Raw genomic sequence first — 22188 nt, forward strand, 5'->3', positions numbered from 1 at the left:
CGGGGTATTAACAGATACGAACTTCGTTCGGTCCGCTTCGCGGCGAACTACATCCCTCGACCACAATGGTCGGGGTATTCGGGAAAAGGTGAGTATAAACCAAAAATCCGAAGGCTCGAAATTCAAATATTTAAAACATTTTGGAATTCGTATTTTGAAATTGTTTCGTATTTCGATATTCGAATTTCGGGTTTATTTCTTTCGTGCTTCGATATTCGGATTTCGGATTTCTCGTTTATAGCGGATTAGGCTATACTATGACCAGTTTGCCGCCTGAAAGAATAGGAGAAATCGTCATGACGCCTGCTGATGAAACCCGCAACGGCCAGCTCTTTGAAAACGTCTGGCAGAAGGTCATCGTTAAAGTGGATACCATTACCGAGGATGCCGTCGACCGCCGCTTTTTAAAATCGCTGGCGATGGGAGGCAGTGTCGCCGCCGAATCGGTGGTCTCCACTTGCCAGGCAGTCAGGGAGTTCTGGGGAGAGGGCAGCGAAGTCGTAGCCACGGAGCTCAGCCAGCTCTTTTCCCTGCTCATGCTCAGCCAGATTTACCGCTGGGTCAAGGAAAAACCGCCTGGGGATATGACTAACACCGTCCCTCCGGAAGTCAGCGCTTCGCGCCTTGTCTATATCTTCGGCGGCGAGCCTGAACAAGGCATGGACGATTTCCTGCACTTCGACCAGCAGTTCGCCTACGACCTGAAAAAACACCCTCATCTGATCCACGTTTCGAGCCTGCTGCTGGCCAAAACCAGCGAGATCTGCGGGCATAAGTGCATGGACTGGAGCAAGGTCAAATGGCCGGTGGTTGAAATGACACATCTGGCGAAAGGCGCCATTATAGATGGAGCCCCCATGCGCGGTAAGCTCGACATCGACGCCATGCTGAACAGCATTAACACCGGAGTGCAGGCCATGATGAGCTATTACGGCGGAGCCTGACTTGAAACCCGACCTGCCCGGACTGATTGCCACGCTCTCCGACCCGCAGGTTTATCCTGAAGCCACTACAGACGTCAGGCTCATACAGACTCAGATGTCCTGCGTCTTCCTGACGGACGAATACGCGTATAAGATAAAAAAGCCTGTCAACCTGGGCTACGTGGACTACACCTCCCTGGAAAAACGTCGCTACTTCTGCCAGCGGGAGATAGAGCTCAACCGCCGTCTCTGCCCCGGCGCCTATCTGGGAGTCGTGCCCATCACTTTCGACGGCAGTAAGTTCGACTTCAATGGCAGCGGAGAAACGGTAGAATATGCCGTCAAAATGCGCAGGCTGCCCGACGATAAGCTCCTCGACCATCTGCTGAGAGCGAACGCCGTCACGCCAGAAATGATGGATACCGTCGCCCGCAAGCTGGCGGACTTCCATAAAACAGCCGAGACGAGCGAGCGTATTGCCGCCTTCGGCTCAGTCGCCACCGTCACCCAGAATACCGAGGAAAACTTCAGTCAGACCCGCAAATACTTCGGCCGCAGCATTTCAGAAAAGCGGTTCAACAAGATAAGGGATTATACTCGCGATTTTATCCGTAACAACAGTGAGACATTCGAGCGGCGCGCCAAAGAAGGCCGCACACGCGATTTGCACGGCGACCTGCATGCCCAGCATATCTGTTTCTGCCACGACCTGTGCATCTTCGACTGCATCGAATTCAACGAGCGTTTCCGCTATTGCGACGTAGCTTCAGAGGTAGCCTTTCTGGCTATGGACCTGGACCACTACGGGCGGGCCGATCTGGGCCGCCGTTTCGTCAAGGAATACATCGCGCGTAGCGACGATGCAGGGATACCCGTGCTGCTCAATTTCTACAAATGCTACCGGGCTTACGTGCGCGGCAAGGTGGCCAGCTTCAAGCTGAACGACCCGCTGGTCAGCGATGGCGACAAAGCAGAGTCGCAAGCTATCGCGCAGGGGTACTTCGACCTGGCCGCGGCATACACCGGAAGCAGGCCTCTCCTCATCCTGATGGTGGGGCTGGTGGGCAGCGGCAAGACCACGCTGGCGAATGCGCTGGCGCAGCGGCTGGGAGCCGTGCATATCTCATCTGACGTCACGCGCAAGCGCCTGGCCGGAATACCTGAAAATGAGCACCACTACGACGAGCCGGCCTCCGGCATATATTCCCCCGAATTCAACCGCAAGACCTATGACGCCATTTTCACGCAGGGCATAGAGGTACTCAAAGATGGAGTTCCTGTCATTCTGGATGCCGCCTTCCTCAGGCAATCGGAGAGGGAGCAAGCCCGCAGGATGTCACGGGAACTCGGCGTGGATTATCTGGTAGTGGAATGCCGACTCACGCCGGAACTGACACAGAAACGCCTCCTGCAGCGTTGTAGAGAGGCCTCGGCCTCCGACGGGCGCTGGGAAATCTACCAGAGACAGACCGGCTGGTTCGAACCGGTAAAAGAAGTTTCGACGGCGAATTATATACTGATTGACACGTCGCAGCCGCTGGCGCAAAATATAAGGCACGTTCTGGACAAGGCAGGCTGAAAAATGGCTAAGAACTATGATGTAAAAGACCCCTCGCTGGCAGCCGAAGGCAAGCTGCGCATCGAGTGGGCCGCCCGCGAAATGCCCGTGCTGGCACAGATAAAGCAGAGGTTCGCTAAAGAAAAACCCTTCTCCGGCGTGCGTATCTCCGCCTGTCTGCACGTCACTACCGAGACGGCCAACCTGGCGCTCACCCTGAAAGACGGCGGGGCCGACCTGGTGCTGTGCGCCAGCAATCCCCTCTCCACGCAGGACGACGTGGCCGCCGCTCTGGTCGAGATGAGTATTCCAACCAGCGCTATCAAAGGCGAGGATGAGGCAACCTATTATAGGCATATTACCACGGCGCTGGAGCATAAGCCCCAGCTCACCGTGGACGACGGCGCCGACCTGGTGACCACGCTACACACCAAGCGCAGCGAATTGCTCAAAAGAGTAGTAGGCGGTACCGAGGAGACCACCACCGGGGTCATCCGTTTACGCAGCATGGAGAAGGCCGGCAGGCTGACATACCCCATCATCGCCGTCAACGACGCCCAGACCAAGTATCTCTTCGATAACCGCTACGGTACCGGCCAGAGCACGCTCGACGGCGTCACCCGCGCCACCAATATCCTGTGGGCCGGCAAAAAGCTGGTAGTCTCGGGCTATGGCTGGTGCGGCAAAGGCCTTGCTCTGAGGGCAAAAGGCATGGGAGCGCAAGTAATCATAACCGAGGTGGAGCCGATCAAGGCGCTGGAAGCCGCCATGGACGGCTGCCAGGTGATGCCTATGGCGCAGGCCGCACCAATAGGCGATGTCTTCATCACCGTCACCGGCGACAAGCATGTCATCGGCAAAAAGGCCATCTCGCTGCTCAAGGATGGAGCCATACTGGCTAACAGCGGCCATTTCAACGTGGAGATAGACATTCCGGCGCTGGAATCTCTGTCGAAGAGCAAGCGGCGCGTGCGGGAATTCGTGGATGAATACACGCTCAAAAACGGCAGGCGCGTCTATCTGCTGGGAGAGGGACGGCTCATCAATCTGGCAGCCGCCGAGGGGCACCCCTCCAGCGTCATGGACATGAGCTTCGCCAACCAGGCGCTGTGCCTGGAGTACCTCGTCAAGAACAAAGGCAAGCTCGAAACGCGCGTATTCGCCGTGCCACAGGAGATCGATAAACAAGTGGCGCGCCTCAAGCTGGCCGCGATGGGCATGGACATCGATACGCTCACCGCGGAACAGGTAAAATACCTGGCCGGCTGGGAAGAAGGGACTTAAAGGAGTTAGCATGACTCAGAGTTTTTGCAACGCTGCTAAATATTACTTTACCTCGGAATCCGTCACCGAGGGGCATCCCGACAAGATCTGCGACCAGATATCGGATGCCGTGCTGGACGCCATTATCAAAGACGACCCAGGGGCTCACGTGGCCTGCGAAACGGCAGTCACCAACGGGCTGGTATTTGTGCTGGGTGAAATCACCACCGAAGCATATGCCGACGTGGCCAAAATTGTACGCGAACTCATCCACGACATCGGCTACGTCAAGCCCGAATACGGCTTCGAGTACCGCACGTGCGGGGTGATGACTTCCATCAACAAGCAGTCTCCCAATATCGCGCAGGGTGTGAACAAATCGGCTGAAGCCAGAGCCGGCTCGAAAGACCCCCTCGATGCCACCGGCGCCGGCGACCAGGGCATGATGGTGGGTTTCGCCTGCAATGAGACGCCCGAGCTCATGCCGCTGCCCATCGCCCTGGCGCACAAGCTTACGCGCCGCCTGGCCCAGGTTCGTAAAGACGGAACCCTGCCCTACCTGCGCCCTGACGGCAAATCTCAGGTTACCGTGGAATATCACGACGGCAAGGTCAAGCGCATCGATAGCGTGGTCATCGGCGCACAGCACGACGCCGGTATAAGCCAGGATAAAATCCGCCAGGACGTTATTGAACACGTCATTAAACCTGTCATCTCGGCCAGCTTGCTGGACAAAAATACCCATTACTTCGTCAACGCCACGGGGACATTTGAACTCGGTGGCCCCGTATCCGATACAGGTTTCACCGGACGCAAGCTGCTGGTGGACACCTACGGCGGCATGGCGCGGCACGGCGGCGGGGCATTCTCAGGCAAGGACCCCACCAAGGTGGACCGCTCGGCGGCCTACATGGCGCGCTACATCGCCAAAAACATGGTAGCCGCCGGCCTGGCTGAGAGACTGGAGATACAGGTATCCTACGTCATCGGCGTGGCCCACCCGCTGTCGGTCTCACTGGAGGCCTTCGGCACCGAAAAAGTATGCCAGGAGAAGCTGAACGAGCTGGTCAAAAAACACTTCGACCTGCGCCCGGCCGCCATCATCAAGACGCTCGATCTGAGGCGGCCCATCTACCGCCAGACGGCTACCTACGGCCACTTCGGGCGCACCGACATCGACCTGCCCTGGGAAAAAACGGACAAGGCGGAAATTCTGCGGAAAGAGGGGTTCGGGGAATAGAAAGCGCGCAAGGAGGAATCAATGTCCTCAATGATGTGTCTATGGTCGGGCAAGTTCTCGCTTTCTCCCTGCGGAAGATAATCAAGGTAAAGGACAGTATATAAAGTTGGATCATTTTAACATCAAATTCGGCACCGACGGCTGGCGCGCCGTTATCGCCGATGAGTTTACCTTCAAGAACGTACGCCGGTGTACACAGGGCGTGGCCGATTATCTCAAGGACGCGCACCTTTCGGACAAGGGCATCGTCATCGGCTACGACACGCGCTTCGCCTCCGCCGATTTCGCCGGTGCTTGCGCCGAGGTCCTGGCCGCAAACCGGATTAAAGTCTATCTGAGCGAGGCGGCAGTTCCCACGCCCGTGGTAAGTTACGCCGTAGCCAACCTGGAGGCAGGGGGCGGCATCATCATCACCGCCAGCCACAACCCCGCCCGGTGGAACGGCTTCAAGTACAAGTCGCCCGACGGCGCCAGCGCCCCAGACGACGTGGTGACCGAAATTGAGAAACAGATTGCCGCGGTCAACTCTGAATCTATCAAAACCATACCTCTGTCAAAGGCCATAGAGAACGGCATGGTTGTGCTGACCGACTTCAAGTCTGCCTATAGACAGCAAATAGGCCGCCTGCTGGACATGAGCAACATCCGCAAGGCTAGACTCAATATAGCCGTAGATTCCATGCATGGGGCTGGCGGCGGCTACTTCAAAACGCTACTAGGGGAGGGAGCAACCCGCATCACCGAGATAAAGGCCAAACCCAACCCCGTCTTCCCCGGCATGAAGCAGCCCGAACCCATCGGCGTAAACCTCTACGAGCTTTCGGAGGCTGTCAGGCGCGAAAAGGCCAGCGTCGGACTGGCTACCGACGGCGACGCCGACCGACTGGGCGTCATGGACGAGCAAGGCAATTTCATCACTCAGCTCCAGGTGTACGCCCTGCTGGTACTCTACTTTTTTGAGGTGCGCGGCGAGCGCGGCCCTATCGTCAAGACCATAACGACCACCAGTATGCTCAACCGCCTGGGTGAGATTTACAGTGCACCTGTTTTCGAGGTGCCGGTAGGCTTCAAATACGTGGCGCCCGTGATGCTCCGTGAAAATGCTCTCATCGGCGGGGAAGAGAGCGGCGGCTACGGTTTCCGCGGGCATGTGCCCGAGCGGGACGGGCTGCTGGCCGGGCTGTATTTCCTCGATTTCATGGCGCGCACGGGGAAAACGCCCTCGCAGCTCCTGGATTATCTTTACCAAAAAGTGGGCCCACATTACTACGACCGGCGCGACAGCGTATTTGACGAGTCCAGGCGCGGTGCTATCTTGGAACGCATAGCTGAGAGCACGCCCGCATCTCTTGATGGCGTAAAAGTCTTAAGAAAAGAGACCGCCGACGGTTTCCGCTTCCTGCTGGAGGACGGCGGCTGGCTACTGGTGCGTTTTTCAGGCACCGAGCCGCTGCTGCGCGTGTATGCCGAAAGCAAAAGTCTCGAGAATGTGCAACGCCTGCTGGATATCGGCCTCGAAATGGCGGGCGTAAAGGAAAGCGCATGAAAAACGTCAACCTGGACGACCTCACCTCCTACAAAAAGCTCGACCCATCCGACATGCTGCGCCATATCCACGACATCCCTGAGCTATGCCGGAAAGCCTGGGCGCAGGCCCAGGCGCTGGAACTGCCGCCAGATTACAAGAACATAAACAAGATAGTCGTCCTGGGGATGGGCGGCTCGGCCATCGGCGGAGACCTGCTTTCCAGCCTGGTGGTGAACGAGTGCCGCGTACCCATTTCGGTACACCGTGGTTACACTCCGCCCGCTTTCATAGATGATGACACGCTCGTCATAGCCTCCAGCTATTCGGGCTCGACGGAGGAGACGCTCTCGGCCTTCAAGCCTCTGCTCTCGACCGCCGCTAAAAAGCTGGTGATGACTTTCGGCGGGCAGCTCGGACAGATGGCGAAGGAGAGTAACATCCCAGCGTTTGTGTTCGATTACAAGTCGCCTCCCCGCGCTGCGCTCCCCTTGAGCTTCATAGCGCTTATCGGCATCGTGAACAAGCTTGGACTGATTAGCGACAAGTCAGCAGACATGGCCGAAGCTTGCGCCGTGCTGAGCCAGGTGAACGATGGTATAAACGAAACGATTCCTGAAAAGAGCAACCCTGCTAAACAGATGGCACGGAAGCTCTTTGGCAATATGGCAGTGATATACGGGGCGGAGCACCTTTCCGAGGTGGCGGCGCGCTGGAAGATACAGGTGAACGAGAACGTGAAAGGATGGGCTTTCAACGCCGCTTTCCCGGAACTGAGCCACAACTCAGCTACTGGCTATGAGGTGCCAGTTGATATAAGCCGGAAGACGAGGGTCGTCATGCTTCGTTCGGACTCATTGCACCCGCGCGTGCTGCTGCGCTACGGCATAACGGCGAACATACTGGATAAGTCCGGTGTGAAACATGAGATTGTGGACGCCACGGGCAAAAGCAAGCTGGCGCAGATGATGAGTCTGATTCTTATGGGAGATTATGTCAGCTACTACCTGGCGCTGCTTTACGGCACCGACCCTTATCCCATCAAGGCGGTGGAGTACCTTAAGGCGGAGTTGGGGAAGAGCAAGTAAACTGTCGCTTAAGATGCTATCTATGAGTGCCTAGTTGCTATTTTGATCAGGACGAGGACAACCATGGTAACCACAGAGGTAAGCCCAATCAGGCGTCGCTTGTATTCTGTCCATCAACGAATAAAAAATAGTGGCTGCTGCGATGAGTGGAAAAACGATTTCAGCAGTTTCTATTCGTGGTATGAAAGTAAACTAGCTGAACAGAAGAACAAATGCGCTTATTGCGAGTTGGAAGTTTCTCAGATTCCCAATTATTACAAGAGGACATCGTTTAGGAAAGGCAGGAGAGGTCTGAATTTAGAGGTAGATAGAAAATATGGCGATACTCAATACTCACCTGACAATTGTGTCCTAGCTTGCTACCCTTGTAACAATGCCAAAAGCGACGTTTTCACGTATGATGAATTCATGCAAATTGGTAAGACAATTCGACGAGTGAAAACCAATTCCCCAAGTTAGTCTCAAATTATTTATCTGGTAGCTGTCCAATAAACCAAAGCCGTGGGATTTCTCCCACGGCTTCCGATTTTCCGTAACCAGAGTTTCGAGCTTAACGCTTGGTGTACTGCGACGCTTTGCGGGCGCGCTTGAGGCCCGGTTTCTTTCTTTCCTTGGCCCTGGGGTCGCGGGTAAGCATACCTTCCTTGCGCAGGATGGCCTTATGCTTTTCGTCTTCCTTGAGAAGGGCGCGGGAAATGCCCAGCGCGATGGAGTCGGCCTGGCCGGTGCTGCCACCGCCCGATACCTTGACGACGATATCATACTTGGCGGAAGTCTCGGTCACCATTAGAGGCTTAAGGATAGACTGGCGATGGTCGAAGCGCGGGAAGCGCTCTTCGTAGCTCTTGCCGTCCACTGTGATAGTGCCAGTACCGGCGCTCAGCCTTACCTGCGCCACTGCGGTCTTGCGTCTGCCGGTTCCACCGGAATAAGTCTTTTTAACCACTCATATCCCCCTTTAAGCCTCAGCCTTTTTGGCGGCTGCTATTGCGGCGGTATGCGGATGCTCCGCGCCGGCGTATACTTTAAGCTTTTTAATCATGGCATCGCCCAGCTTGTTCTGTGGCAGCATGCCTTTGACCGCCTCTTCGATAACCATCCCGGGTTTCTTTTCGAGCATCTCCGCCAGTGGGACGGCGCGGAAGCCGCCCGGATAGCCGGAGTGGCGGTAGTACATCTTCTGCTCGAGCTTTTTGCCGGTTACTTTTATTTTAGATGCGTTGGTGACCACCACATAGTCGCCGGTATCAATGTTGCGCGTGAACATGGCCTTGCCCTTGCCCATGAGCAGTCCGGCAGCCTCGGCGGCCACCTTGCCCAGTATCTTGCCCGAGGCGTCGATGACATGCCACTCGCGCTTAATTTCTTTTGCCTTGACGCTGTAGGTTTTCATTAAAAGCCTTCCTCAAAATTGTTGCTGTAATACACCTTGTTCAAATACAGGCCGCAGGCAGGCGCAGTAGGCTCCGCCAGGCCGAACTCACGAAGGTTAATTATACCCTGAAACTCACTCTGTGTCATCTTGCCCTGCCCGACCCTGAGCAGCGCGCCCACCGTGTTGCGCACCTGGTGCAGCAAAAAGGCGCTGGCCACCAGCCTGACGACAACCATATCGCCCTCGCGCCTCACGGAAGCCTCGTACATGCAGCGGACAGTGCTTTTCCCAGGCTCTTCCGGGCTTGAAGCGAATGAGGCGAAATCGTGTTCCCCCAAAAGTAGGGAGCACGCCTTATTCATAGCCTCGACGTCGATGCGTCCCGCCACCTGGTAAGCCCGCCCGTGCCACACAGCCGAGCGGGTGCTGGAGTTCAGGATAAAATACTCATATTCACGTTTTAAAGCATGGCGCCGGGGGTCAAAAGCTTCTTCAACCCGGCGAACTGATTTTACCGCTATGTCAGCCGGTAAAAAGTGGTTCAGCCCGCTGACGAAAGTCTTTTCAGGGAGGGAAGACGCAGTTTTGAAACTCACCACTTGACCGCGCGCGTGCACGCCGGCATCTGTGCGCCCGGCTAAACTCACGCGAATCTCTTCGCCTGTTAAGGCCAACAGAGCCCTCTCAAGCTCGGAGACTGGATGGTAGGCAGTTTGTCCTGTACCTGCGAGCCGGCATAGCGCGTCCCATCATACTCCAGCACCAGCGCGAAACGCGTCAACTTACCGGCGGGCAAATCAACCTCGCCGGACACTCTTGCGCCTGCCTCGCACGATGACAATGCCGGGGTCATAGCTACTTCACCAACTCCAGCTGCGCCATGGGAGCGCCGTCGCCCAGGCGCGGCGCCAGCTTGGTAATGCGCGTGTAGCCGCCCTTGCGCTCGGCGTAACGCTTGGCGATGTCGCCGAAGACCTTTTCCACCACGGATTCGTCGTAGATGAAGGCCAGGGCGCGGCGGCGCGCGGAAAGGTCGCCTTTCTTACCCAGGGTAATTATCTTTTCCGCCATGTTGCGGATTTCCCTGGCCTTGGCCTCGGTGGTGACAATCTTCTCGCTGTCCATCAGGTTCATCACCAGGTTGCGGTACATAGCCGTGCGGTGCGCCGTCGGCCGGTCGAATTTTCTGCCTGAAACGTTATGACTCATATATCCTCACCTTGACTAGATTAGGTATTGAATTGTTAGCGGTCCTATTATTCCGCGGACTTCTTCTTGCGTGCCGCTTTCTTGGGCGCTTCTTCCTCTTGCGGGGCTTCTTCATCGGCAGGCTCAGTCGCCTTGGGGAAAGCCAGTCCCAGACCGGTGAGCTTTTCCTCGACTTCCTGGCGCGACTTCTGCCCGAAGTTGCGCAGCGACAGGAGCTCTTTTTCGCCCAGGCTGACCAGTTCGCCCACCGTATTGATGCCGCTGCGGCGTAAACAGTTCATGGCGCGCACGGAAAGGTCCAGCTTCTCCACCGGCATGTTGTAGAGATCGTCCGGGATGGAGGCGCGGATGGCCTTCTTCTCGTCATCGATGTCCGAAGCGCGCCCGTAGTCCACCATCGGCTTGAGCTGCTCCACCAGCAGGTTGGCGCCGCGGCTGATAGCCCTGGATGGGGCCAGCGTGCCGTCGGTCCAAATCTCAAGCGTCAGTTTTTCCTGGCTGGTCTCGCGCCCCAGATGCAGCGGCTCTGTGGTGAAGTTCACCTTGCGTACCGGCGTAAAAATGGCGTCCACCGGTATAGTCCCGATGGGCAGGTTGTCGGCCCCGCCGGCTGTCTGGTAGCCCATGCCCAGCTCAACGTCCATCTCCACGGAGAGACGAGCGTTCTTGCCGCTGAGAGTGGCCAGGTAAAGGTCGGGGTTGACTATCTCGAAGTCCATAGAAGAGGTGATATCGGAGGCATGCACCTCGCCCTCACCCTCTTTTTCGAGATAGAGCTTGCCGGGTTGTCCCGTGACGGGTTTCAGCTTGAGCGATTTGACATTCAGCACGAAGTCCAGCACGTCTTCCTTGACGTTGGGGATAGGTGAAAACTCGTGCTGGATGCCTTCGATGCGCACGCGGGTTACGGCAGCTCCGGGGAGATAGCGCAGCAGCACGCGGCGCAGGGCATTGCCCAGCGTCGCGCCGAAGCCCTTCTCCAGTGGTTCCGCCACAAAACGCCCGTATTTTTCGCCGGACTCTACATTTTCAATCTTGGGTATAGATAGGCTCGCCAAAATGGCCTCCCTCAGCTTCTAGCGCGAGTAGTACTCGACTACCGAAGCCATATCGTACTTAGTTTCCACGTCGCCTGGCGTAGGCAGGCTGATGACGCGTCCGACCATCGGCGTTTTATCCAGGCTGAGCCACGGAGCAACTACCTTACTGCCCATGCTCTCTGCTACCAGCTTGAAGTAAGCGCTTTTTTTGCTCGTCTCATGCCAGCCGATGATGTCGCCTTCCTTCACCAGGAAGGACGGAATATCGGTGCGCTTGCCGTTGACCAGGAAGTGCCCGTGCTGCACCAGTTGCCGCGCTTGAGCCCGCGAATCGGCAAAACCCAGCCGATAGATGACATTGTCCAGTCGCTTTTCAAGGAGAACCATCAGATTCTCGCCGGTGATGCCGCTTTGCCGCTCGGCCTCGGCAAAAAAGCGACGGAACTGGCGCTCGAGCACGCCGTAACTATAGCGCACCTTCTGCTTTTCACGCAGTTGCATGCCGCGGTCGGAGAGGCGGCGGCGGCGTGAAAGCTGCGGCCCCGGAGCCTTGGGGCGCTTGTCATAGGTGCACTTGGTGACGCATTTGTCGCCTTTCAGGAAGAGTTTCTCCCCGCTACGGCGGCATAAACGGCATTTCGCTTCAGTATATCTGGCCATAGTTTATACGCGCCTCCTTTTGGGCGGACGGCAGCCGTTATGCGGCACCGGCGTGACATCACGAATGCTGGTAATGTGCAGGCCTGAGGCCTGCAGCGAACGGATAGCCGCTTCGCGGCCGCTGCCGGGGCCCTTGACGAACACCTCCACCTGTTTCAATCCTGCATCCATGGCCTTGCGCGCCGCGGTGGTGGCTGCCATCTGGGCAGCATAGGGCGTGCTTTTGCGCGAGCCTTTGAAGCCCGATGCTCCGGCGCTGGAGGAGGAGATGACATTCCCCTGCAGGTCGGTCAGCGTGACGATGGTATTGTTAAAGGTGGCCTGAACATAGGCCCGCCCGGAAGGTACGACCTTCTTTTCGCGTTTCCTGGTTGTCTTTTTAGTCGTCTGTGCCATGTGTTACTCCTAGTTATATCTCAACTTAAATTGATTACTTCTTGGCGCCGCGCTTCTGTCCGCGCCCGGCTACCGTCTTGGGCTTGCCCTTGCGCGTGCGGGCGTTGGTGCGCGTGCGCTGCCCCCTCACAGGTAGTCCCCTCCTGTGGCGCAGGCCACGGTAAGAACCGATATCTATCAGGCGCTTAATGTTAAGATTAACTTCCTTGCGCAGCTCGCCCTCGACGCGGAACTCGCGGTCGATATACTCGCGGATGCGGTTGAGTTCCGCTTCGGAAAGCTCATCCATCTTGGTCTCGGCCTTTACCTTGGTGGCTTTCAAAATCTGGAAAGCCCGCGCCGGACCGACGCCGTAAAGGTATTGTAGTGAGACCCAGGCCTGTTTTTCTTTGGGTAAATCCACCCCGGCTATACGTGCCATCTAATCCTCCCTCTAGACCAACCTAACCCTGACGCTGCTTGTGCTTGGGGTTAGTGCAGATATTGCGTACTACGCCCTTGCGCTTGATAATCTTGCATTTTTCACACTGTGTCTTAACCGATGCCCTGACTTTCATGTCATTCCTTCCCTTGAATAGCAGTCTATTTAAAACGGTAAGTGATACGCCCGCGCGTCAGGTCGTAAGGAGAAAGCTCCACCAGCACCTTGTCGCCGGGCAGCACCCTTATGTAATGTACTCTTATCTTGCCCGAGATATGCGCCAGCACGGTATGCCCGTTAGCCAGCTTCACCTGAAAGGTGGCGTTAGGCAGCGCCTCCACTACCGTTCCTTCTACCTCGATGGCTTCTTTCTTCGTCATAATTTCCTTTATTATACCCTGGTCAGGATTTCAGCCTTGTCCGCGGTGACCACCACCGTGTGCTCGAAATGGGCAGACAAACTGCCGTCAACCGTCGATACCACCCAGTTATCCCGGCCAACCCTGGTGCGCCAGCCGCCGGTGGTCAGCATTGGCTCGAGCGCCAGCGTCATGCCCTTCTTCAGTTCTGGCCCCGTGCCGGGTTCTCCGAAATTGGGCACCAGCGGGTCTTCGTGCATCTCGCGCCCGATGCCGTGCCCGGTGTACTCTCGAATCACCGAGAAACCGCGCGACTCGGCATAACGCTGGATGGCGGATGAAACGTCCCCCAGCCGCCCGCCTGCCCTGGCCGCCGCTATCCCTGCCGCCAGCGCCTCCTCTGTGGCTTTTACCAGCCCGCTGGCCAGCAACCCCACCTCACCCACCATGACGGTGATGGCGGCGTCTCCCTGATATCCGTCCACGACAGCCCCGAAATCCAGTGAGGCGATATCGCCTTCTTTTATAATCCGGTTGCCCGGTATGCCATGCACTATTTCATCGTTGATGGAGACGCATACGCTGGCAGGGTAGCCGCGGTAACCCTTGAAAGAAGAGCGGCCTCCCAGCGCCTTAAGCTCTCTCTCCGCGATTTCATTCAGCTCGCTGGTCTTCATGCCGGCCCGCATGCTGTTCTTAAGCACATCCAGCACCAGTGCCACCATACGTCCAGCCCTGCGCATCGCCTCCAGTTCGCGTTCTCCCTTAATGCCTATGGCCATCTTACGTCCGTCCGCCGACGGCGTTCGCTATGCGACCGGTGACGCTTTTCACATCACCTTCGCCATCTATCTCAATCAACTTACCATGCCTGCGGTAATAATCGATGAGCGGCGCGGTATCCCGGAAGTACACCTCCAGGCGCTTCTTTACCGTTTCCGACGAATCGTCCGCTCTCTGGTAGAGCTCTCCACCGCACTTCTGACAGGCAGCCACATCGCCCACCCCCCCATCCTTTGAGTAGGGTGTCTGGCAGCGCTTGCACAGCCAGCGGGTCGACAACCGCCGCACCAGTTCAGGCTGCGCCACGCGGATATAAACCACCGAATTCACGGCTTTACCCTGTTCCTTGAGCGCCCCATCCAGGCTCTCGGCCTGCACCAGATTACGTGGAAAGCCGTCCAGAATAACTCCTTTTTGTTTGGAGGGCTGCGCCAGCCTGTCGAGCACCATCTCGATAGTGATTTCGTCGGGTACCAGCGCCCCTTTTTCCATATAGCTTTTTACCCTGCGCCCCAGTTCGTCTCCTCTCTCCACCGCCTGGCGGAACAGGTCTCCGGAAGAGATGTGCGCCATTTCCATTTTGCGGGCTACACCCGCCGCCTGCGTTCCCTTGCCGGCGCCCGGCGCCCCCAGAAAAATAACTATAACCCCTTGCTCTTTAGCCAAACTCACTCTCTACTTGATGAAGCCTTCATAGCGGCGCATAGCCAGTTGAGCTTCCATCTGTTTCATGGTATCCAGCACCACGCCTACCACGATGAGCATGCCGGAACTGGAAAGTTGCAATACCTGCACGCTGGTCAACGAGCGGGCGATAAAGGGCACGATGGCCACCAGCGCCAGGAAAAGAGCGCCGGCCCAGGTGATGCGCATGATGACATCGTTCAGATAGGTTGCAGTCTGTTTGCCGGGACGGATGCCAGGAACGAAACCTCCCTGACGCTGCAGCACGTTTGGCAGATCCTGCTGTTGGAAAATAACGGTGGTATAGAAGAAAGAAAAACCTACCACTAGCAGGAAGTAAAGGCCCCAGTAAATCAGCCCCAAGGGCGGTGCCGTGCTTGAGCTGAACACCCGTACCACCTGGCTGGCGAAATCAGTGCCCGCTTGAGTCCCGCCGAACCAGTTGGCGATGATGCCGGGAAAGGTCACCATGGCCATGGCGAAGATGAGCGGAATCATGCCGGCGGTATTGACGCGCATGGGTATGTAGCTCGAACCGCTCTGGCGGTACATGCGCCCGCCGCGGTAGACGCTCTTGGCGTATTGCACGGGTATGCGCCGGTGCGCCTCGGTGAAGATGACGATGAAGAACGCTGTCAGCAGGCTGATGATGATGAAGACGATCAGCCCCGTCACCTGTCCCTGCTGCCCCGCCAGGTAACCCTCGCCGATTTGCTCAGGTAACGACGCCATGATGCCAGCGAAAATGATGATGGACACGCCATTGCCGATGCCATAAGAAGTAATCTGCTCGCCCAGCCAGACGCAGAACATGGAGCCTGCGATAAGCGACAGTATGATGGCAAAGGTTGAAAGACCATCGCTACTGGCGACCGCGCCCGAATTTTGCAGCAATACCAGTTGGCCGTAACCGGAAAGTCCGGCCAGCGGCACCATCAGCCAGTGCGTGATGGTATTAATCTTGTTGCGCCCGCTCTCGCCTTCCTCGGCCAGGCGCTGCAACGCAGGTATGATAGGCGTCATCAGCGTGATGACGATGCTGGCGGTGATGTACGGGTACACCCCCATAGCCGCCACGCTGAAGTTCTTGAGCGCGCCTCCGCTGAACATGTCCAGCATGCCCAGCAGGGGACTGTTCTGGAACACGTCCTTCAGGGCTGTGGCATCTATGCCGGGTACGGGCACGTGAGCCACGAAGCGGAACACCACCAGGATGCCGAGGGTTATAAGGAGACGACGCCGCAGGTCCGGCAGGCTGAAGGCGTCTATCATGGCCTGGATGAGACGCGGCCTGGACGACGCTTTTTGCGCCATTAGGCGACCTCCTCCGCAGTACCGCCGGCAGCTTCTATTTTGGCCTTGGCCGCCGCCGAATAGCTGCTCACTTTTACATTTAGCGCCCGGTCGATATCGCCACCGGCCAGTATTTTAACCGGCAGCGTCTTTGATTTGATAAGTCCTTCGGCAAGCAGAGTTTCAGTAGTCACTTCGCTGCCCGCGTCGAAGCAATTGAGGGCGGAAACGTTGATGACGCTCACGTCCTTCTTGAACAAGTTGGTAAAGCCGCGCTTCTCGGGCAGGCGCTTGATAATAGGGATCTGGCCGCCTTCGAAACCGGGCCTCACGCCGAAACCGGCGCGCGCTTTGTTCCCCTTGCAGCCGCGCCCGGAGAATGTGCCGTGCCCGCTGCCCGCGCCGCGCCCGACGCGCTTGTGCGCCTTGTGTGAGCCCTCGGCGGGTGACAGTTCGTTCTGCTTCATCAAGACACCTCCTCGACTTTGACCAGGTGCCTCACCTTGACAACCATGCCGCGCAGGGAGACGGAATCTTCATGAACCACGCTCTGGTTGAGCCGCCTCAGCCCCAGAGACTGGATAGTGCGCTTCTGGTCTTCGGCATAGCCGATATCGCTTTTAATCCACGTAACTTTAAGTTTAGCCACCGCTGGCCTCCTGCGGCTTTTCTTCACCCTTGCGCTTGGCCAGTTCCTTCTTGGGGTCCTTCAGGCTGGAAAGAGCCAGCATGACGGCCTTGGCCACGTTGGCCTTATTGGCGCTGCCGAGCGATTTGGTCAGGATATCTTTGATGCCCGCCGCTTCCACCACCGCGCGCACGCTGCCGCCTGCAATGATACCAATGCCCGGCGCTGCCGGCTTGAGTAGCACCTGGGCGGCGCCGAACTTGGCGGTCACCTCGTAAGGAATGGTGTTGCCGGCCATCTGCACGTTGATAAGGTGCTTATGGGCCACAGCATTGGCCTTGTTGATGGCCTCCGGGACTTCGTTGGACTTGCCCAGGCCGATGCCCACATGGCCCGCCCCGTCCCCGCTGACCACCAGCGCGGCGAAGCTGAGACGCTTGCCGCCCTTGAGGACTTTAGAGACGCGGTTGATATAGATGAGCTTGTCGTTTAACGCCAGCTCGGTTGCGTCGATTTTACTTCTGGAAATGCTTTCCTTAGCCACTTCGTTCCGTCCTTTTAGAATTCCAGCCCGGCTTTGCGGGCAGCCTCGGCCAGGCTCTTGACACGGCCATGATACTTGTAGCCGCCGCGGTCGAACACCACCTGTTTGACGCCGGCTTTAAGGGCCCTTTCGGCCACGGTGGCGCCGATGACGCTGGCCTGCTCGGCTTTTTTCTTGCCGTCCACCTTCTTGGCGATTTCAGGCTCTAGCGTCGAAGCCGAGGTCAGCGTGTGACCCTGCTCATCGTCTATAACCTGGACGTAAATGTGCTGCAAGCTGCGGAAGACGCACAACCGGGGACGCGCCGCCGTGCCTTTGAGCGTGGCGCGGATGCGGGCATGTCTCGTCTGGCGCGCTTTTCTGGTACTAAGCTTGGCCATTATTTCGTTTTACCTCCACCGACAGCCTTGCCGGCCTTGCCCGGCTTGAGCTTCACGGTCTCGCCGGCGTAGCGGATGCCCTTACCCTTGTAAGCATCCGGTGGACGGATGCGTCGGATTTCGGCGGCCGTCTGGCCGACAGTTTCTTTATCGATACCTGATACTTTGACGTTCAGATTCTTGGCGTCCACATCCAGCGTTATGCCGGGGCGTGGTTTGACGCTGACGGTATGGGTGAAGCCCACGCGAAGATTGACATCGGCACCCTCTTTTTCAGCGCGGAAGCCCACCCCCACGATTTCGAGGTTCTTCTCGTAACCCTTGGTAACGCCCTCGACCATATTGAACAGCAGGCTGCGCGTCAGGCCGTGCAGGGCGCGGTGGGTCTTGTCGTCCGATGGGCGCGCCACCAAGAGTTTGCCGTCCTCCAGGGTGAGCTTCATATCCGGGCTGATGACCCGCTTGAGCTCGCCTCTGGAGCCCTTGACACTGACCTCATTCCCCTTAATACTGACCACCACTCCCGATGGCACTGTTATTGGCATGCGACCTATTCTGGACATAATTCAAACCTCAAATTCTACTTACCAGATATAGCACAGGAGCTCGCCGCCGAGACCCTGTTTCCAGGCTTTATAGCTGGGGACCACGCCGCGCGATGTGGATAGTATAGCGATGCCCATGCCGCCGTAAACGCGCGGGATCTCGTTGCGCTGAACGTACAGGCGCAAGCCAGGCTTGCTCATGCGCTTCAGCCCGGTAATCATGGGTTTGTTGCGCTCCTGATACTTGAGTGTGATTTTTAACTCCCGCTCGGTGCCGGTGCCCCCCACTTCATAGCCGCTGATATAGCCTTCCTGCTTTAATATCTTGGCGATGTTGAGCTTCATCTTGGAAGACGGCATGCTCACGCTGTCGTGCCGTGCCATGGCACTGTTCCGAATCCGGGTTAACATATCGGCTATGGGATCACTTACTGCCATCCGCTTCTTCCTCCGTTTCTATGGGTTTACCAGCTGGATTTGCGTACGCCGGGTATCTGCCCCGAAAGGGACATCCTGCGGAAGCAGATGCGGCATAAACCAAACAAGCGAATGTAACCCCGCGAGCGCCCGCACAGGTGGCAGCGGTTATGCTGCTGCACGCGGTATTTGGTCGGGCGTTTTGCTTTTACGATTTCTGATGTCTTAGCCATTTTTACCTCGTTCCTTAGTCCTTAGTGAAAGGCATGCCCAGTAGCTCAAGCAGCTGGCGTCCTTCCTCGTCCGTTCCCGCAGTGGTGACAATGGAGACCTCCAGGCCACGCAGCTTGTCTACTTTTTCGAATTCTATCTCAGGGAAAACGGTTTGTTCCTTAAAACCCAGCGTGTAGTTGCCGCGCCCGTCCCAACTGTTGGGCACGCCGGCAAACTCGCGGATGCGGGGAAGCACGATGCTGATGAGCTTGTCCAGAAATTCGTACATGCGCTCGCCCCGCAACGTTACCTTGACGCCGACTGGCATGCCTACCCTTAGTTTGAAAGCCGAGATGGATTTGGTGGAGCGGCGCACGATGGGATGCTGTCCGGAAATGGCGGCCATGTCCGCCTGGGCGGCCTCGATGGCCTTGGCGTTGGTGACAGCCTCGCCAGCGCCTATGTTGAGCACGACCTTCTGAATGCGCGGCACCCGCATCACGTTTGAATAACCGCTCTTCTTGATAAGGGCCGGCACGACGTCCTTGCGGTATTTATCATGCAGTCTTGACATATTAGTCCAACACCTCTTGGCAGACCTTGCAGTAACGCACGCGCTTGCCGTCGTCCAGCGTCTTCTGGCCGATGCGCGCCGGCTTGTTGCACTTCGGGCACAGCAACATGACGTTGGAGACGTCCAGCGGAGCTTCGCGCTCGATAATGCCCGCCTGTCTGGCCTGGCCCTTCGGTTTAGTGTGCTTCTTGATAATGTTCACACCGTCGACCAGCACCTTGTCTTCACGGGGGTAAGCGAAGTGCACCTTGCCCTTCTTTCCCCTGTCCTTGCCTGCGATCACCAGTACGGTGTCGTTCTTTTTGATATTCATAATACTAAACCACCTAAAGTACTTCTGGCGCCAGTGAAATTATCTTGGTAAAATTCTTCTCCCTGAGCTCCCTGGCCACCGGGCCGAAGATACGGGTGCCCTTGGGGTTGTTCTTGTCCGTCAGGATAACGCCGGCGTTATCGTCGAAGCGGATATACGAGCCGTCGGGGCGGCGATAGGGCTGCGCTACGCGTACGATGACCGCCTGCACTACCTCGCCCTTTTTCACTACGGCGTCGGGCGTGGCTTTTTTGACGGCGCAGGAGATGACGTCGCCCACATGGGCATCCTTGCGCCCGGTGCCGCCCGGAATATTAATGCACATTATCTGGCGGGCCCCGGTGTTATCCGCCACTCTCAGTCTGGTATAAGGTTTAATCACGATAGTATCCTTTTTACTTTACTTCCTCAGGCCTGACCTCGGGCACTTCGCCGCGGCTGAGTATCTCGGCTACGCGCCAGCGCTTCAGCTTGGATAGCGGACGCGTTTCCACGATGCGCACTTTGTCTTCCAGCTTGCATGCGCCAGTCTCATCGTGAGCCAGATATTTCACCATTATGCGGTAGGTCTTGCGATACAGCGGATGCTGCTTCTGCTTTTCAACAGCCACCACCACCGTTTTATTCATCTTGGTGCTGACCACCATGCCGATCATGCTTTTCACATTTGCCATAGCTAGTCCTGCCTTATGCCCAGTTCGCGTTCGCGTTTGGCGGTCTTGATGCGGGCAATATCGCGCCTGGCTCCGGGTATCTCACGATGATTCTTGATTTGCTTGGTGGCGGCCTTGAAGCGCAGGTCTAATAGCTGCCTGTGCGTATCATCGATTTTCTTTTTCATTTCCTCATCGCTGAGGAGACGTACGTCTTTAATCTTCAACGGCGCTTAACTCCTTTCCTTTGGCCACCGCGCCGCCGATGATTTCCCTGGCGACGAAACGAGTGTCGAAGGGCAGTTTATAAGACGCCAGCCGCATGGCTTCCTTGGCGGTATCGTGGTCGACGCCGCCCAGTTCGAACAGTATGCGTCCGGACTTGATGACAGCTACCCAGTGGTCGGGAGCGCCTTTGCCGCCTCCCATGCGCGTTTCAGCCGGTTTCGAGGTGACCGGTTTGTCCGGGAAGACGCGTATCCACACCTTGCCGCCGCGGCGCACGCTGCGCACGATGGCGCGGCGGGCGGCCTCAATCTGGCGGGCGGTCATCCAGGCCGACCCCGTCGCCTGCAGCGCATATTCCCCGAAAGCCAGCGTCGCTCCGGCATGAGCGCCGCCGCTACGGCGGCCCTTGTGCGTTTTTCTAAATTTTACTCGTTTTGGTTGTAACATCTGGTTCCCTCTAACTGTACAGAGTCTGTGACCCCGCTATTCTTCTTTTTTAGCCTTGGATTTGGATTCCTTGACGGATTCGGTCTTAGCCTTAGCGATTTTGGCTTTAGGCGGTTTCTCTTCCGCTTTTTTCTCGGCTTTTATCGGTGCAGCTTCAACCTTTTTGGCACGAGGTTTGGCCTTCTTTTCGGCTTCTTTGGCAACCTCAGACTTGGCCGCTGTCTCCTCTACGGTTTTCACCTCGACGGCGGGAGCTTCGACGGCTTTCTTGCGTGTCCTGGGTTTCTTGACCGCGGCGGCAGGGGCTTCGGTTACATCTTTGACCGGAGCTTCGGCCATACGCGCCACCGCTTCGGCCATCGTCAAATCCTTGGTCGGCGCGGCCACAGGAGCTACGGCGGGGGCCGTTGTGCTAACCACAGGCGCCTCGACAACCGTCACTTCTTCAGCCGCTTCAACCGCAGGGAAGATATCGCCGCGGTAAATCCATACCTTGACACCAATGCGCCCCAGCGTGGTGTGCGCCTCGGTAAATCCATAATCCACATCCGCACGCAGTGTTTGCAGTGGCACGCGTCCCTGATGCATCAGCTGGCGGCGCGCGATTTCCACGCCTCCCAGACGTCCCGAGCAAAGGATTCTCATACCCTTGGCGCCTGCCTGCAGCGTGCGGAAAATGCTCTGTTTCATGGCGCGGCGGTAGGCCACGCGGCGTTCCATCTGCTCGGCCACCGAGCGGGCTACCAGATAGGCATCAAGTTCCGGCTGGCGTATCTCGCGGATATCCAGCTGTATCTTCTTGCCGCCCAGCACGCCCTCCAGGTACTGGCGCATCTCTTCGACGCGCTGACCGCCGCGGCCTATGACTATGCCGGGGCGGGAGGTATGAATGGTAACCCCCACCTTGCCCCCCTGGCGCTCGATTTCCACCAGCGAAATACCGGCGTCATTGTACTTGGACTGCACGGCCCGCCTGAGCTTGACATCCTCCAGGATGAATTCAGCGTAATGCTTGTCATCATACCACTTGGACTGCCAGTCCCGGATGATGCCAAGACGGAACCCCATCGGATGAACTTTGCGCCCCATTAACCCTCCTGCTCCGCCACTACAACGGTAATATGGCTGGAACGTTTCAAGACCTTATCGGCCCGACCGCGCGCCCTCGGCTGAAAGCGCTTCAGCATGGGGGCGTCGTCGGCGTAAATCTTAACAATTTTCAAATCCGCCGGTGTCAGGTGGAAATTATTCTCGGCATCGGCCGCCGCCGTTTTAACCACCTTGGCCACCATTTTGGCGGAAGGCGATGCGGCAAACTTGAGCATGACGAGCGCCTCTTCCACCTTCTTGCCGCGCACCAGGTCCAGTAACAGCCTTACCTTGCGCGAAGATACCCCCGTGTCTTTGGCTACCGACTTTACTTCCATGT

The 22188-nt window shown here is 57.2% G+C and carries 33 protein-coding genes and 1 pseudogene; 6 read left to right on the top strand and 28 right to left on the bottom strand.

Annotated features, from left to right (window positions below):
• Positions 1-296: 296 nt before the first annotated feature.
• The 6 genes from C4542_06500 to C4542_06525 all read left to right on the top strand — a co-directional run bounded on the left by C4542_06500 (position 297) and on the right by C4542_06525 (position 7597).
• On the top strand, positions 297-944 hold the full coding sequence (locus C4542_06500) for a hypothetical protein (GenBank protein RJO61289.1): 648 nt from the start codon (positions 297-299) through the stop codon (positions 942-944).
• A gap of 1 nt (position 945) precedes the next feature.
• Positions 946-2502 carry a hypothetical protein gene (locus C4542_06505; GenBank protein RJO61290.1) on the top strand — a complete coding sequence of 519 codons (1557 nt, stop codon included), beginning with the start codon at positions 946-948 and terminating at the stop codon, positions 2500-2502.
• A gap of 3 nt (positions 2503-2505) precedes the next feature.
• Positions 2506-3765 carry an adenosylhomocysteinase gene (locus C4542_06510; protein RJO61291.1) on the top strand — a complete coding sequence of 420 codons (1260 nt, stop codon included), beginning with the start codon at positions 2506-2508 and terminating at the stop codon, positions 3763-3765.
• A 10-nt stretch (positions 3766-3775) separates the two neighbouring features.
• Positions 3776-4984 carry a methionine adenosyltransferase gene (locus C4542_06515; GenBank protein ID RJO61292.1) on the top strand — a complete coding sequence of 403 codons (1209 nt, stop codon included), beginning with the start codon at positions 3776-3778 and terminating at the stop codon, positions 4982-4984.
• A 121-nt stretch (positions 4985-5105) separates the two neighbouring features.
• Positions 5106-6530 carry a phosphoglucomutase/phosphomannomutase family protein gene (locus C4542_06520; GenBank protein RJO61328.1) on the top strand — a complete coding sequence of 475 codons (1425 nt, stop codon included), beginning with the start codon at positions 5106-5108 and terminating at the stop codon, positions 6528-6530.
• Positions 6527-7597, top strand: coding sequence for a bifunctional phosphoglucose/phosphomannose isomerase (locus C4542_06525; GenBank protein RJO61293.1), 1071 nt, complete (start codon positions 6527-6529; stop codon positions 7595-7597). Before C4542_06520 ends, C4542_06525 begins: the two co-directional genes overlap by 4 nt.
• Before the next feature lie 550 nt (positions 7598-8147).
• Here C4542_06525 and C4542_06530 read toward each other — a convergent pair.
• From C4542_06530 to C4542_06665, 28 genes and pseudogenes are all read right to left on the bottom strand, one after another.
• Positions 8148-8543 (bottom strand): 30S ribosomal protein S9, encoded by a 396-nt coding sequence (locus C4542_06530; protein ID RJO61294.1) that lies wholly within the window; start codon positions 8541-8543, stop codon positions 8148-8150.
• 12 nt (positions 8544-8555) lie between these two features.
• Positions 8556-8990: a 50S ribosomal protein L13 gene (locus tag C4542_06535; GenBank protein RJO61295.1), complete on the bottom strand. Its 435-nt coding sequence runs from the start codon at positions 8988-8990 to the stop codon at positions 8556-8558.
• A pseudogene (gene truA, locus C4542_06540) lies at positions 8990-9738 on the bottom strand (tRNA pseudouridine(38-40) synthase TruA). Before truA ends, C4542_06535 begins: the two are co-directional and overlap by 1 nt.
• Positions 9739-9827: 89 nt before the next feature.
• Positions 9828-10181: a 50S ribosomal protein L17 gene (locus tag C4542_06545; protein ID RJO61296.1), complete on the bottom strand. Its 354-nt coding sequence runs from the start codon at positions 10179-10181 to the stop codon at positions 9828-9830.
• A gap of 47 nt (positions 10182-10228) precedes the next feature.
• Entirely contained in the window at positions 10229-11254 is a 1026-nt protein-coding gene (locus C4542_06550; protein RJO61297.1) for a DNA-directed RNA polymerase subunit alpha, read from the bottom strand.
• A 3-nt stretch (positions 11255-11257) separates the two neighbouring features.
• Entirely contained in the window at positions 11258-11881 is a 624-nt protein-coding gene (locus C4542_06555) for a 30S ribosomal protein S4 (GenBank protein RJO61298.1), read from the bottom strand.
• A gap of 3 nt (positions 11882-11884) precedes the next feature.
• Positions 11885-12277, bottom strand: a complete 393-nt coding sequence (locus tag C4542_06560; protein ID RJO61299.1) for a 30S ribosomal protein S11 — start codon at positions 12275-12277, stop codon at positions 11885-11887.
• A 34-nt stretch (positions 12278-12311) separates the two neighbouring features.
• Positions 12312-12698, bottom strand: a complete 387-nt coding sequence (locus tag C4542_06565; protein RJO61300.1) for a 30S ribosomal protein S13 — start codon at positions 12696-12698, stop codon at positions 12312-12314.
• 22 nt (positions 12699-12720) lie between these two features.
• Positions 12721-12834 carry a 50S ribosomal protein L36 gene (locus C4542_06570; GenBank protein ID RJO61301.1) on the bottom strand — a complete coding sequence of 38 codons (114 nt, stop codon included), beginning with the start codon at positions 12832-12834 and terminating at the stop codon, positions 12721-12723.
• A gap of 25 nt (positions 12835-12859) precedes the next feature.
• Complete coding sequence (locus C4542_06575; protein ID RJO61302.1) at positions 12860-13078, bottom strand: translation initiation factor IF-1; 219 nt, start codon at positions 13076-13078, stop codon at positions 12860-12862.
• Between the two features lie 11 nt (positions 13079-13089).
• Positions 13090-13839 carry a type I methionyl aminopeptidase gene (gene map, locus C4542_06580; protein ID RJO61303.1) on the bottom strand — a complete coding sequence of 250 codons (750 nt, stop codon included), beginning with the start codon at positions 13837-13839 and terminating at the stop codon, positions 13090-13092.
• 1 nt (position 13840) lies between these two features.
• Complete coding sequence (locus tag C4542_06585; protein RJO61329.1) at positions 13841-14485, bottom strand: adenylate kinase; 645 nt, start codon at positions 14483-14485, stop codon at positions 13841-13843.
• Positions 14486-14515: 30 nt separating this feature from the next.
• Positions 14516-15838, bottom strand: coding sequence for a preprotein translocase subunit SecY (secY, locus tag C4542_06590; protein RJO61304.1), 1323 nt, complete (start codon positions 15836-15838; stop codon positions 14516-14518).
• The gene (locus tag C4542_06595) at positions 15838-16284 is read right to left on the bottom strand and encodes a 50S ribosomal protein L15 (GenBank protein ID RJO61305.1); all 447 of its coding nucleotides are present in this window, start codon (positions 16282-16284) and stop codon (positions 15838-15840) included. The genes secY and C4542_06595 overlap by 1 nt, the downstream gene beginning before the upstream one ends.
• Entirely contained in the window at positions 16284-16493 is a 210-nt protein-coding gene (locus C4542_06600; protein ID RJO61306.1) for a 50S ribosomal protein L30, read from the bottom strand. Before C4542_06600 ends, C4542_06595 begins: the two co-directional genes overlap by 1 nt.
• Positions 16459-16989 (bottom strand): 30S ribosomal protein S5, encoded by a 531-nt coding sequence (locus tag C4542_06605; GenBank protein ID RJO61307.1) that lies wholly within the window; start codon positions 16987-16989, stop codon positions 16459-16461. Before C4542_06605 ends, C4542_06600 begins: the two co-directional genes overlap by 35 nt.
• A gap of 14 nt (positions 16990-17003) precedes the next feature.
• The gene (locus C4542_06610; GenBank protein ID RJO61308.1) at positions 17004-17369 is read right to left on the bottom strand and encodes a 50S ribosomal protein L18; all 366 of its coding nucleotides are present in this window, start codon (positions 17367-17369) and stop codon (positions 17004-17006) included.
• Complete coding sequence (locus tag C4542_06615) at positions 17369-17932, bottom strand: 50S ribosomal protein L6 (GenBank protein ID RJO61309.1); 564 nt, start codon at positions 17930-17932, stop codon at positions 17369-17371. The genes C4542_06610 and C4542_06615 overlap by 1 nt, the downstream gene beginning before the upstream one ends.
• A gap of 21 nt (positions 17933-17953) precedes the next feature.
• The gene (locus tag C4542_06620) at positions 17954-18352 is read right to left on the bottom strand and encodes a 30S ribosomal protein S8 (protein ID RJO61310.1); all 399 of its coding nucleotides are present in this window, start codon (positions 18350-18352) and stop codon (positions 17954-17956) included.
• A 26-nt stretch (positions 18353-18378) separates the two neighbouring features.
• Entirely contained in the window at positions 18379-18564 is a 186-nt protein-coding gene (locus tag C4542_06625) for a type Z 30S ribosomal protein S14 (protein ID RJO61311.1), read from the bottom strand.
• A gap of 14 nt (positions 18565-18578) precedes the next feature.
• Positions 18579-19118 carry a 50S ribosomal protein L5 gene (locus C4542_06630; GenBank protein RJO61312.1) on the bottom strand — a complete coding sequence of 180 codons (540 nt, stop codon included), beginning with the start codon at positions 19116-19118 and terminating at the stop codon, positions 18579-18581.
• 1 nt (position 19119) lies between these two features.
• Entirely contained in the window at positions 19120-19431 is a 312-nt protein-coding gene (locus C4542_06635) for a 50S ribosomal protein L24 (GenBank protein RJO61313.1), read from the bottom strand.
• 13 nt (positions 19432-19444) lie between these two features.
• The gene (locus tag C4542_06640; GenBank protein ID RJO61314.1) at positions 19445-19813 is read right to left on the bottom strand and encodes a 50S ribosomal protein L14; all 369 of its coding nucleotides are present in this window, start codon (positions 19811-19813) and stop codon (positions 19445-19447) included.
• A 13-nt stretch (positions 19814-19826) separates the two neighbouring features.
• Positions 19827-20105 carry a 30S ribosomal protein S17 gene (locus C4542_06645; GenBank protein ID RJO61315.1) on the bottom strand — a complete coding sequence of 93 codons (279 nt, stop codon included), beginning with the start codon at positions 20103-20105 and terminating at the stop codon, positions 19827-19829.
• Between the two features lie 2 nt (positions 20106-20107).
• On the bottom strand, positions 20108-20311 hold the full coding sequence (locus tag C4542_06650; protein ID RJO61316.1) for a 50S ribosomal protein L29: 204 nt from the start codon (positions 20309-20311) through the stop codon (positions 20108-20110).
• Positions 20301-20759, bottom strand: a complete 459-nt coding sequence (locus C4542_06655) for a 50S ribosomal protein L16 (GenBank protein ID RJO61317.1) — start codon at positions 20757-20759, stop codon at positions 20301-20303. Before C4542_06655 ends, C4542_06650 begins: the two co-directional genes overlap by 11 nt.
• 36 nt (positions 20760-20795) lie before the next feature.
• On the bottom strand, positions 20796-21848 hold the full coding sequence (locus C4542_06660) for a 30S ribosomal protein S3 (GenBank protein ID RJO61318.1): 1053 nt from the start codon (positions 21846-21848) through the stop codon (positions 20796-20798).
• Entirely contained in the window at positions 21848-22186 is a 339-nt protein-coding gene (locus C4542_06665; protein ID RJO61319.1) for a 50S ribosomal protein L22, read from the bottom strand. The genes C4542_06660 and C4542_06665 overlap by 1 nt, the downstream gene beginning before the upstream one ends.
• Positions 22187-22188: the final 2 nt, after the last annotated feature.

The sequence above is a fragment of the Dehalococcoidia bacterium genome (genome assembly GCA_003597995.1).
Taxonomy (GTDB): Bacteria; Chloroflexota; Dehalococcoidia; order Dehalococcoidales; family UBA1222; genus SURF-27.

Excerpts from the sequence above, each read along its gene's own strand:
- C4542_06500 (RJO61289.1), top strand. The coding sequence starts at position 297 with ATGACGCCTGCTGATGAAACCCGCAACGGCCAGCTCTTTGAAAACGTC.
- C4542_06510 (RJO61291.1), top strand. The coding sequence starts at position 2,506 with ATGGCTAAGAACTATGATGTAAAAGACCCCTCGCTGGCAGCCGAAGGC.
- C4542_06515 (RJO61292.1), top strand. The coding sequence starts at position 3,776 with ATGACTCAGAGTTTTTGCAACGCTGCTAAATATTACTTTACCTCGGAA.
- C4542_06525 (RJO61293.1), top strand. The coding sequence starts at position 6,527 with ATGAAAAACGTCAACCTGGACGACCTCACCTCCTACAAAAAGCTCGAC.
- C4542_06535 (RJO61295.1), bottom strand. The coding sequence starts at position 8,990 with ATGAAAACCTACAGCGTCAAGGCAAAAGAAATTAAGCGCGAGTGGCAT.
- C4542_06545 (RJO61296.1), bottom strand. The coding sequence starts at position 10,181 with ATGAGTCATAACGTTTCAGGCAGAAAATTCGACCGGCCGACGGCGCAC.
- C4542_06555 (RJO61298.1), bottom strand. The coding sequence starts at position 11,881 with ATGGCCAGATATACTGAAGCGAAATGCCGTTTATGCCGCCGTAGCGGG.
- C4542_06560 (RJO61299.1), bottom strand. The coding sequence starts at position 12,277 with ATGGCACAGACGACTAAAAAGACAACCAGGAAACGCGAAAAGAAGGTC.
- C4542_06565 (RJO61300.1), bottom strand. The coding sequence starts at position 12,698 with ATGGCACGTATAGCCGGGGTGGATTTACCCAAAGAAAAACAGGCCTGG.
- C4542_06570 (RJO61301.1), bottom strand. The coding sequence starts at position 12,834 with ATGAAAGTCAGGGCATCGGTTAAGACACAGTGTGAAAAATGCAAGATT.
- C4542_06575 (RJO61302.1), bottom strand. The coding sequence starts at position 13,078 with ATGACGAAGAAAGAAGCCATCGAGGTAGAAGGAACGGTAGTGGAGGCG.
- map (RJO61303.1), bottom strand. The coding sequence starts at position 13,839 with ATGGCCATAGGCATTAAGGGAGAACGCGAACTGGAGGCGATGCGCAGG.
- secY (RJO61304.1), bottom strand. The coding sequence starts at position 15,838 with ATGGCGCAAAAAGCGTCGTCCAGGCCGCGTCTCATCCAGGCCATGATA.
- C4542_06595 (RJO61305.1), bottom strand. The coding sequence starts at position 16,284 with ATGAAGCAGAACGAACTGTCACCCGCCGAGGGCTCACACAAGGCGCAC.
- C4542_06610 (RJO61308.1), bottom strand. The coding sequence starts at position 17,369 with ATGGCCAAGCTTAGTACCAGAAAAGCGCGCCAGACGAGACATGCCCGC.
- C4542_06615 (RJO61309.1), bottom strand. The coding sequence starts at position 17,932 with ATGTCCAGAATAGGTCGCATGCCAATAACAGTGCCATCGGGAGTGGTG.
- C4542_06620 (RJO61310.1), bottom strand. The coding sequence starts at position 18,352 with ATGGCAGTAAGTGATCCCATAGCCGATATGTTAACCCGGATTCGGAAC.
- C4542_06625 (RJO61311.1), bottom strand. The coding sequence starts at position 18,564 with ATGGCTAAGACATCAGAAATCGTAAAAGCAAAACGCCCGACCAAATAC.
- C4542_06630 (RJO61312.1), bottom strand. The coding sequence starts at position 19,118 with ATGTCAAGACTGCATGATAAATACCGCAAGGACGTCGTGCCGGCCCTT.
- C4542_06635 (RJO61313.1), bottom strand. The coding sequence starts at position 19,431 with ATGAATATCAAAAAGAACGACACCGTACTGGTGATCGCAGGCAAGGAC.
- C4542_06645 (RJO61315.1), bottom strand. The coding sequence starts at position 20,105 with ATGGCAAATGTGAAAAGCATGATCGGCATGGTGGTCAGCACCAAGATG.
- C4542_06655 (RJO61317.1), bottom strand. The coding sequence starts at position 20,759 with ATGTTACAACCAAAACGAGTAAAATTTAGAAAAACGCACAAGGGCCGC.
- C4542_06660 (RJO61318.1), bottom strand. The coding sequence starts at position 21,848 with ATGGGGCGCAAAGTTCATCCGATGGGGTTCCGTCTTGGCATCATCCGG.
- C4542_06665 (RJO61319.1), bottom strand. The coding sequence starts at position 22,186 with ATGGAAGTAAAGTCGGTAGCCAAAGACACGGGGGTATCTTCGCGCAAG.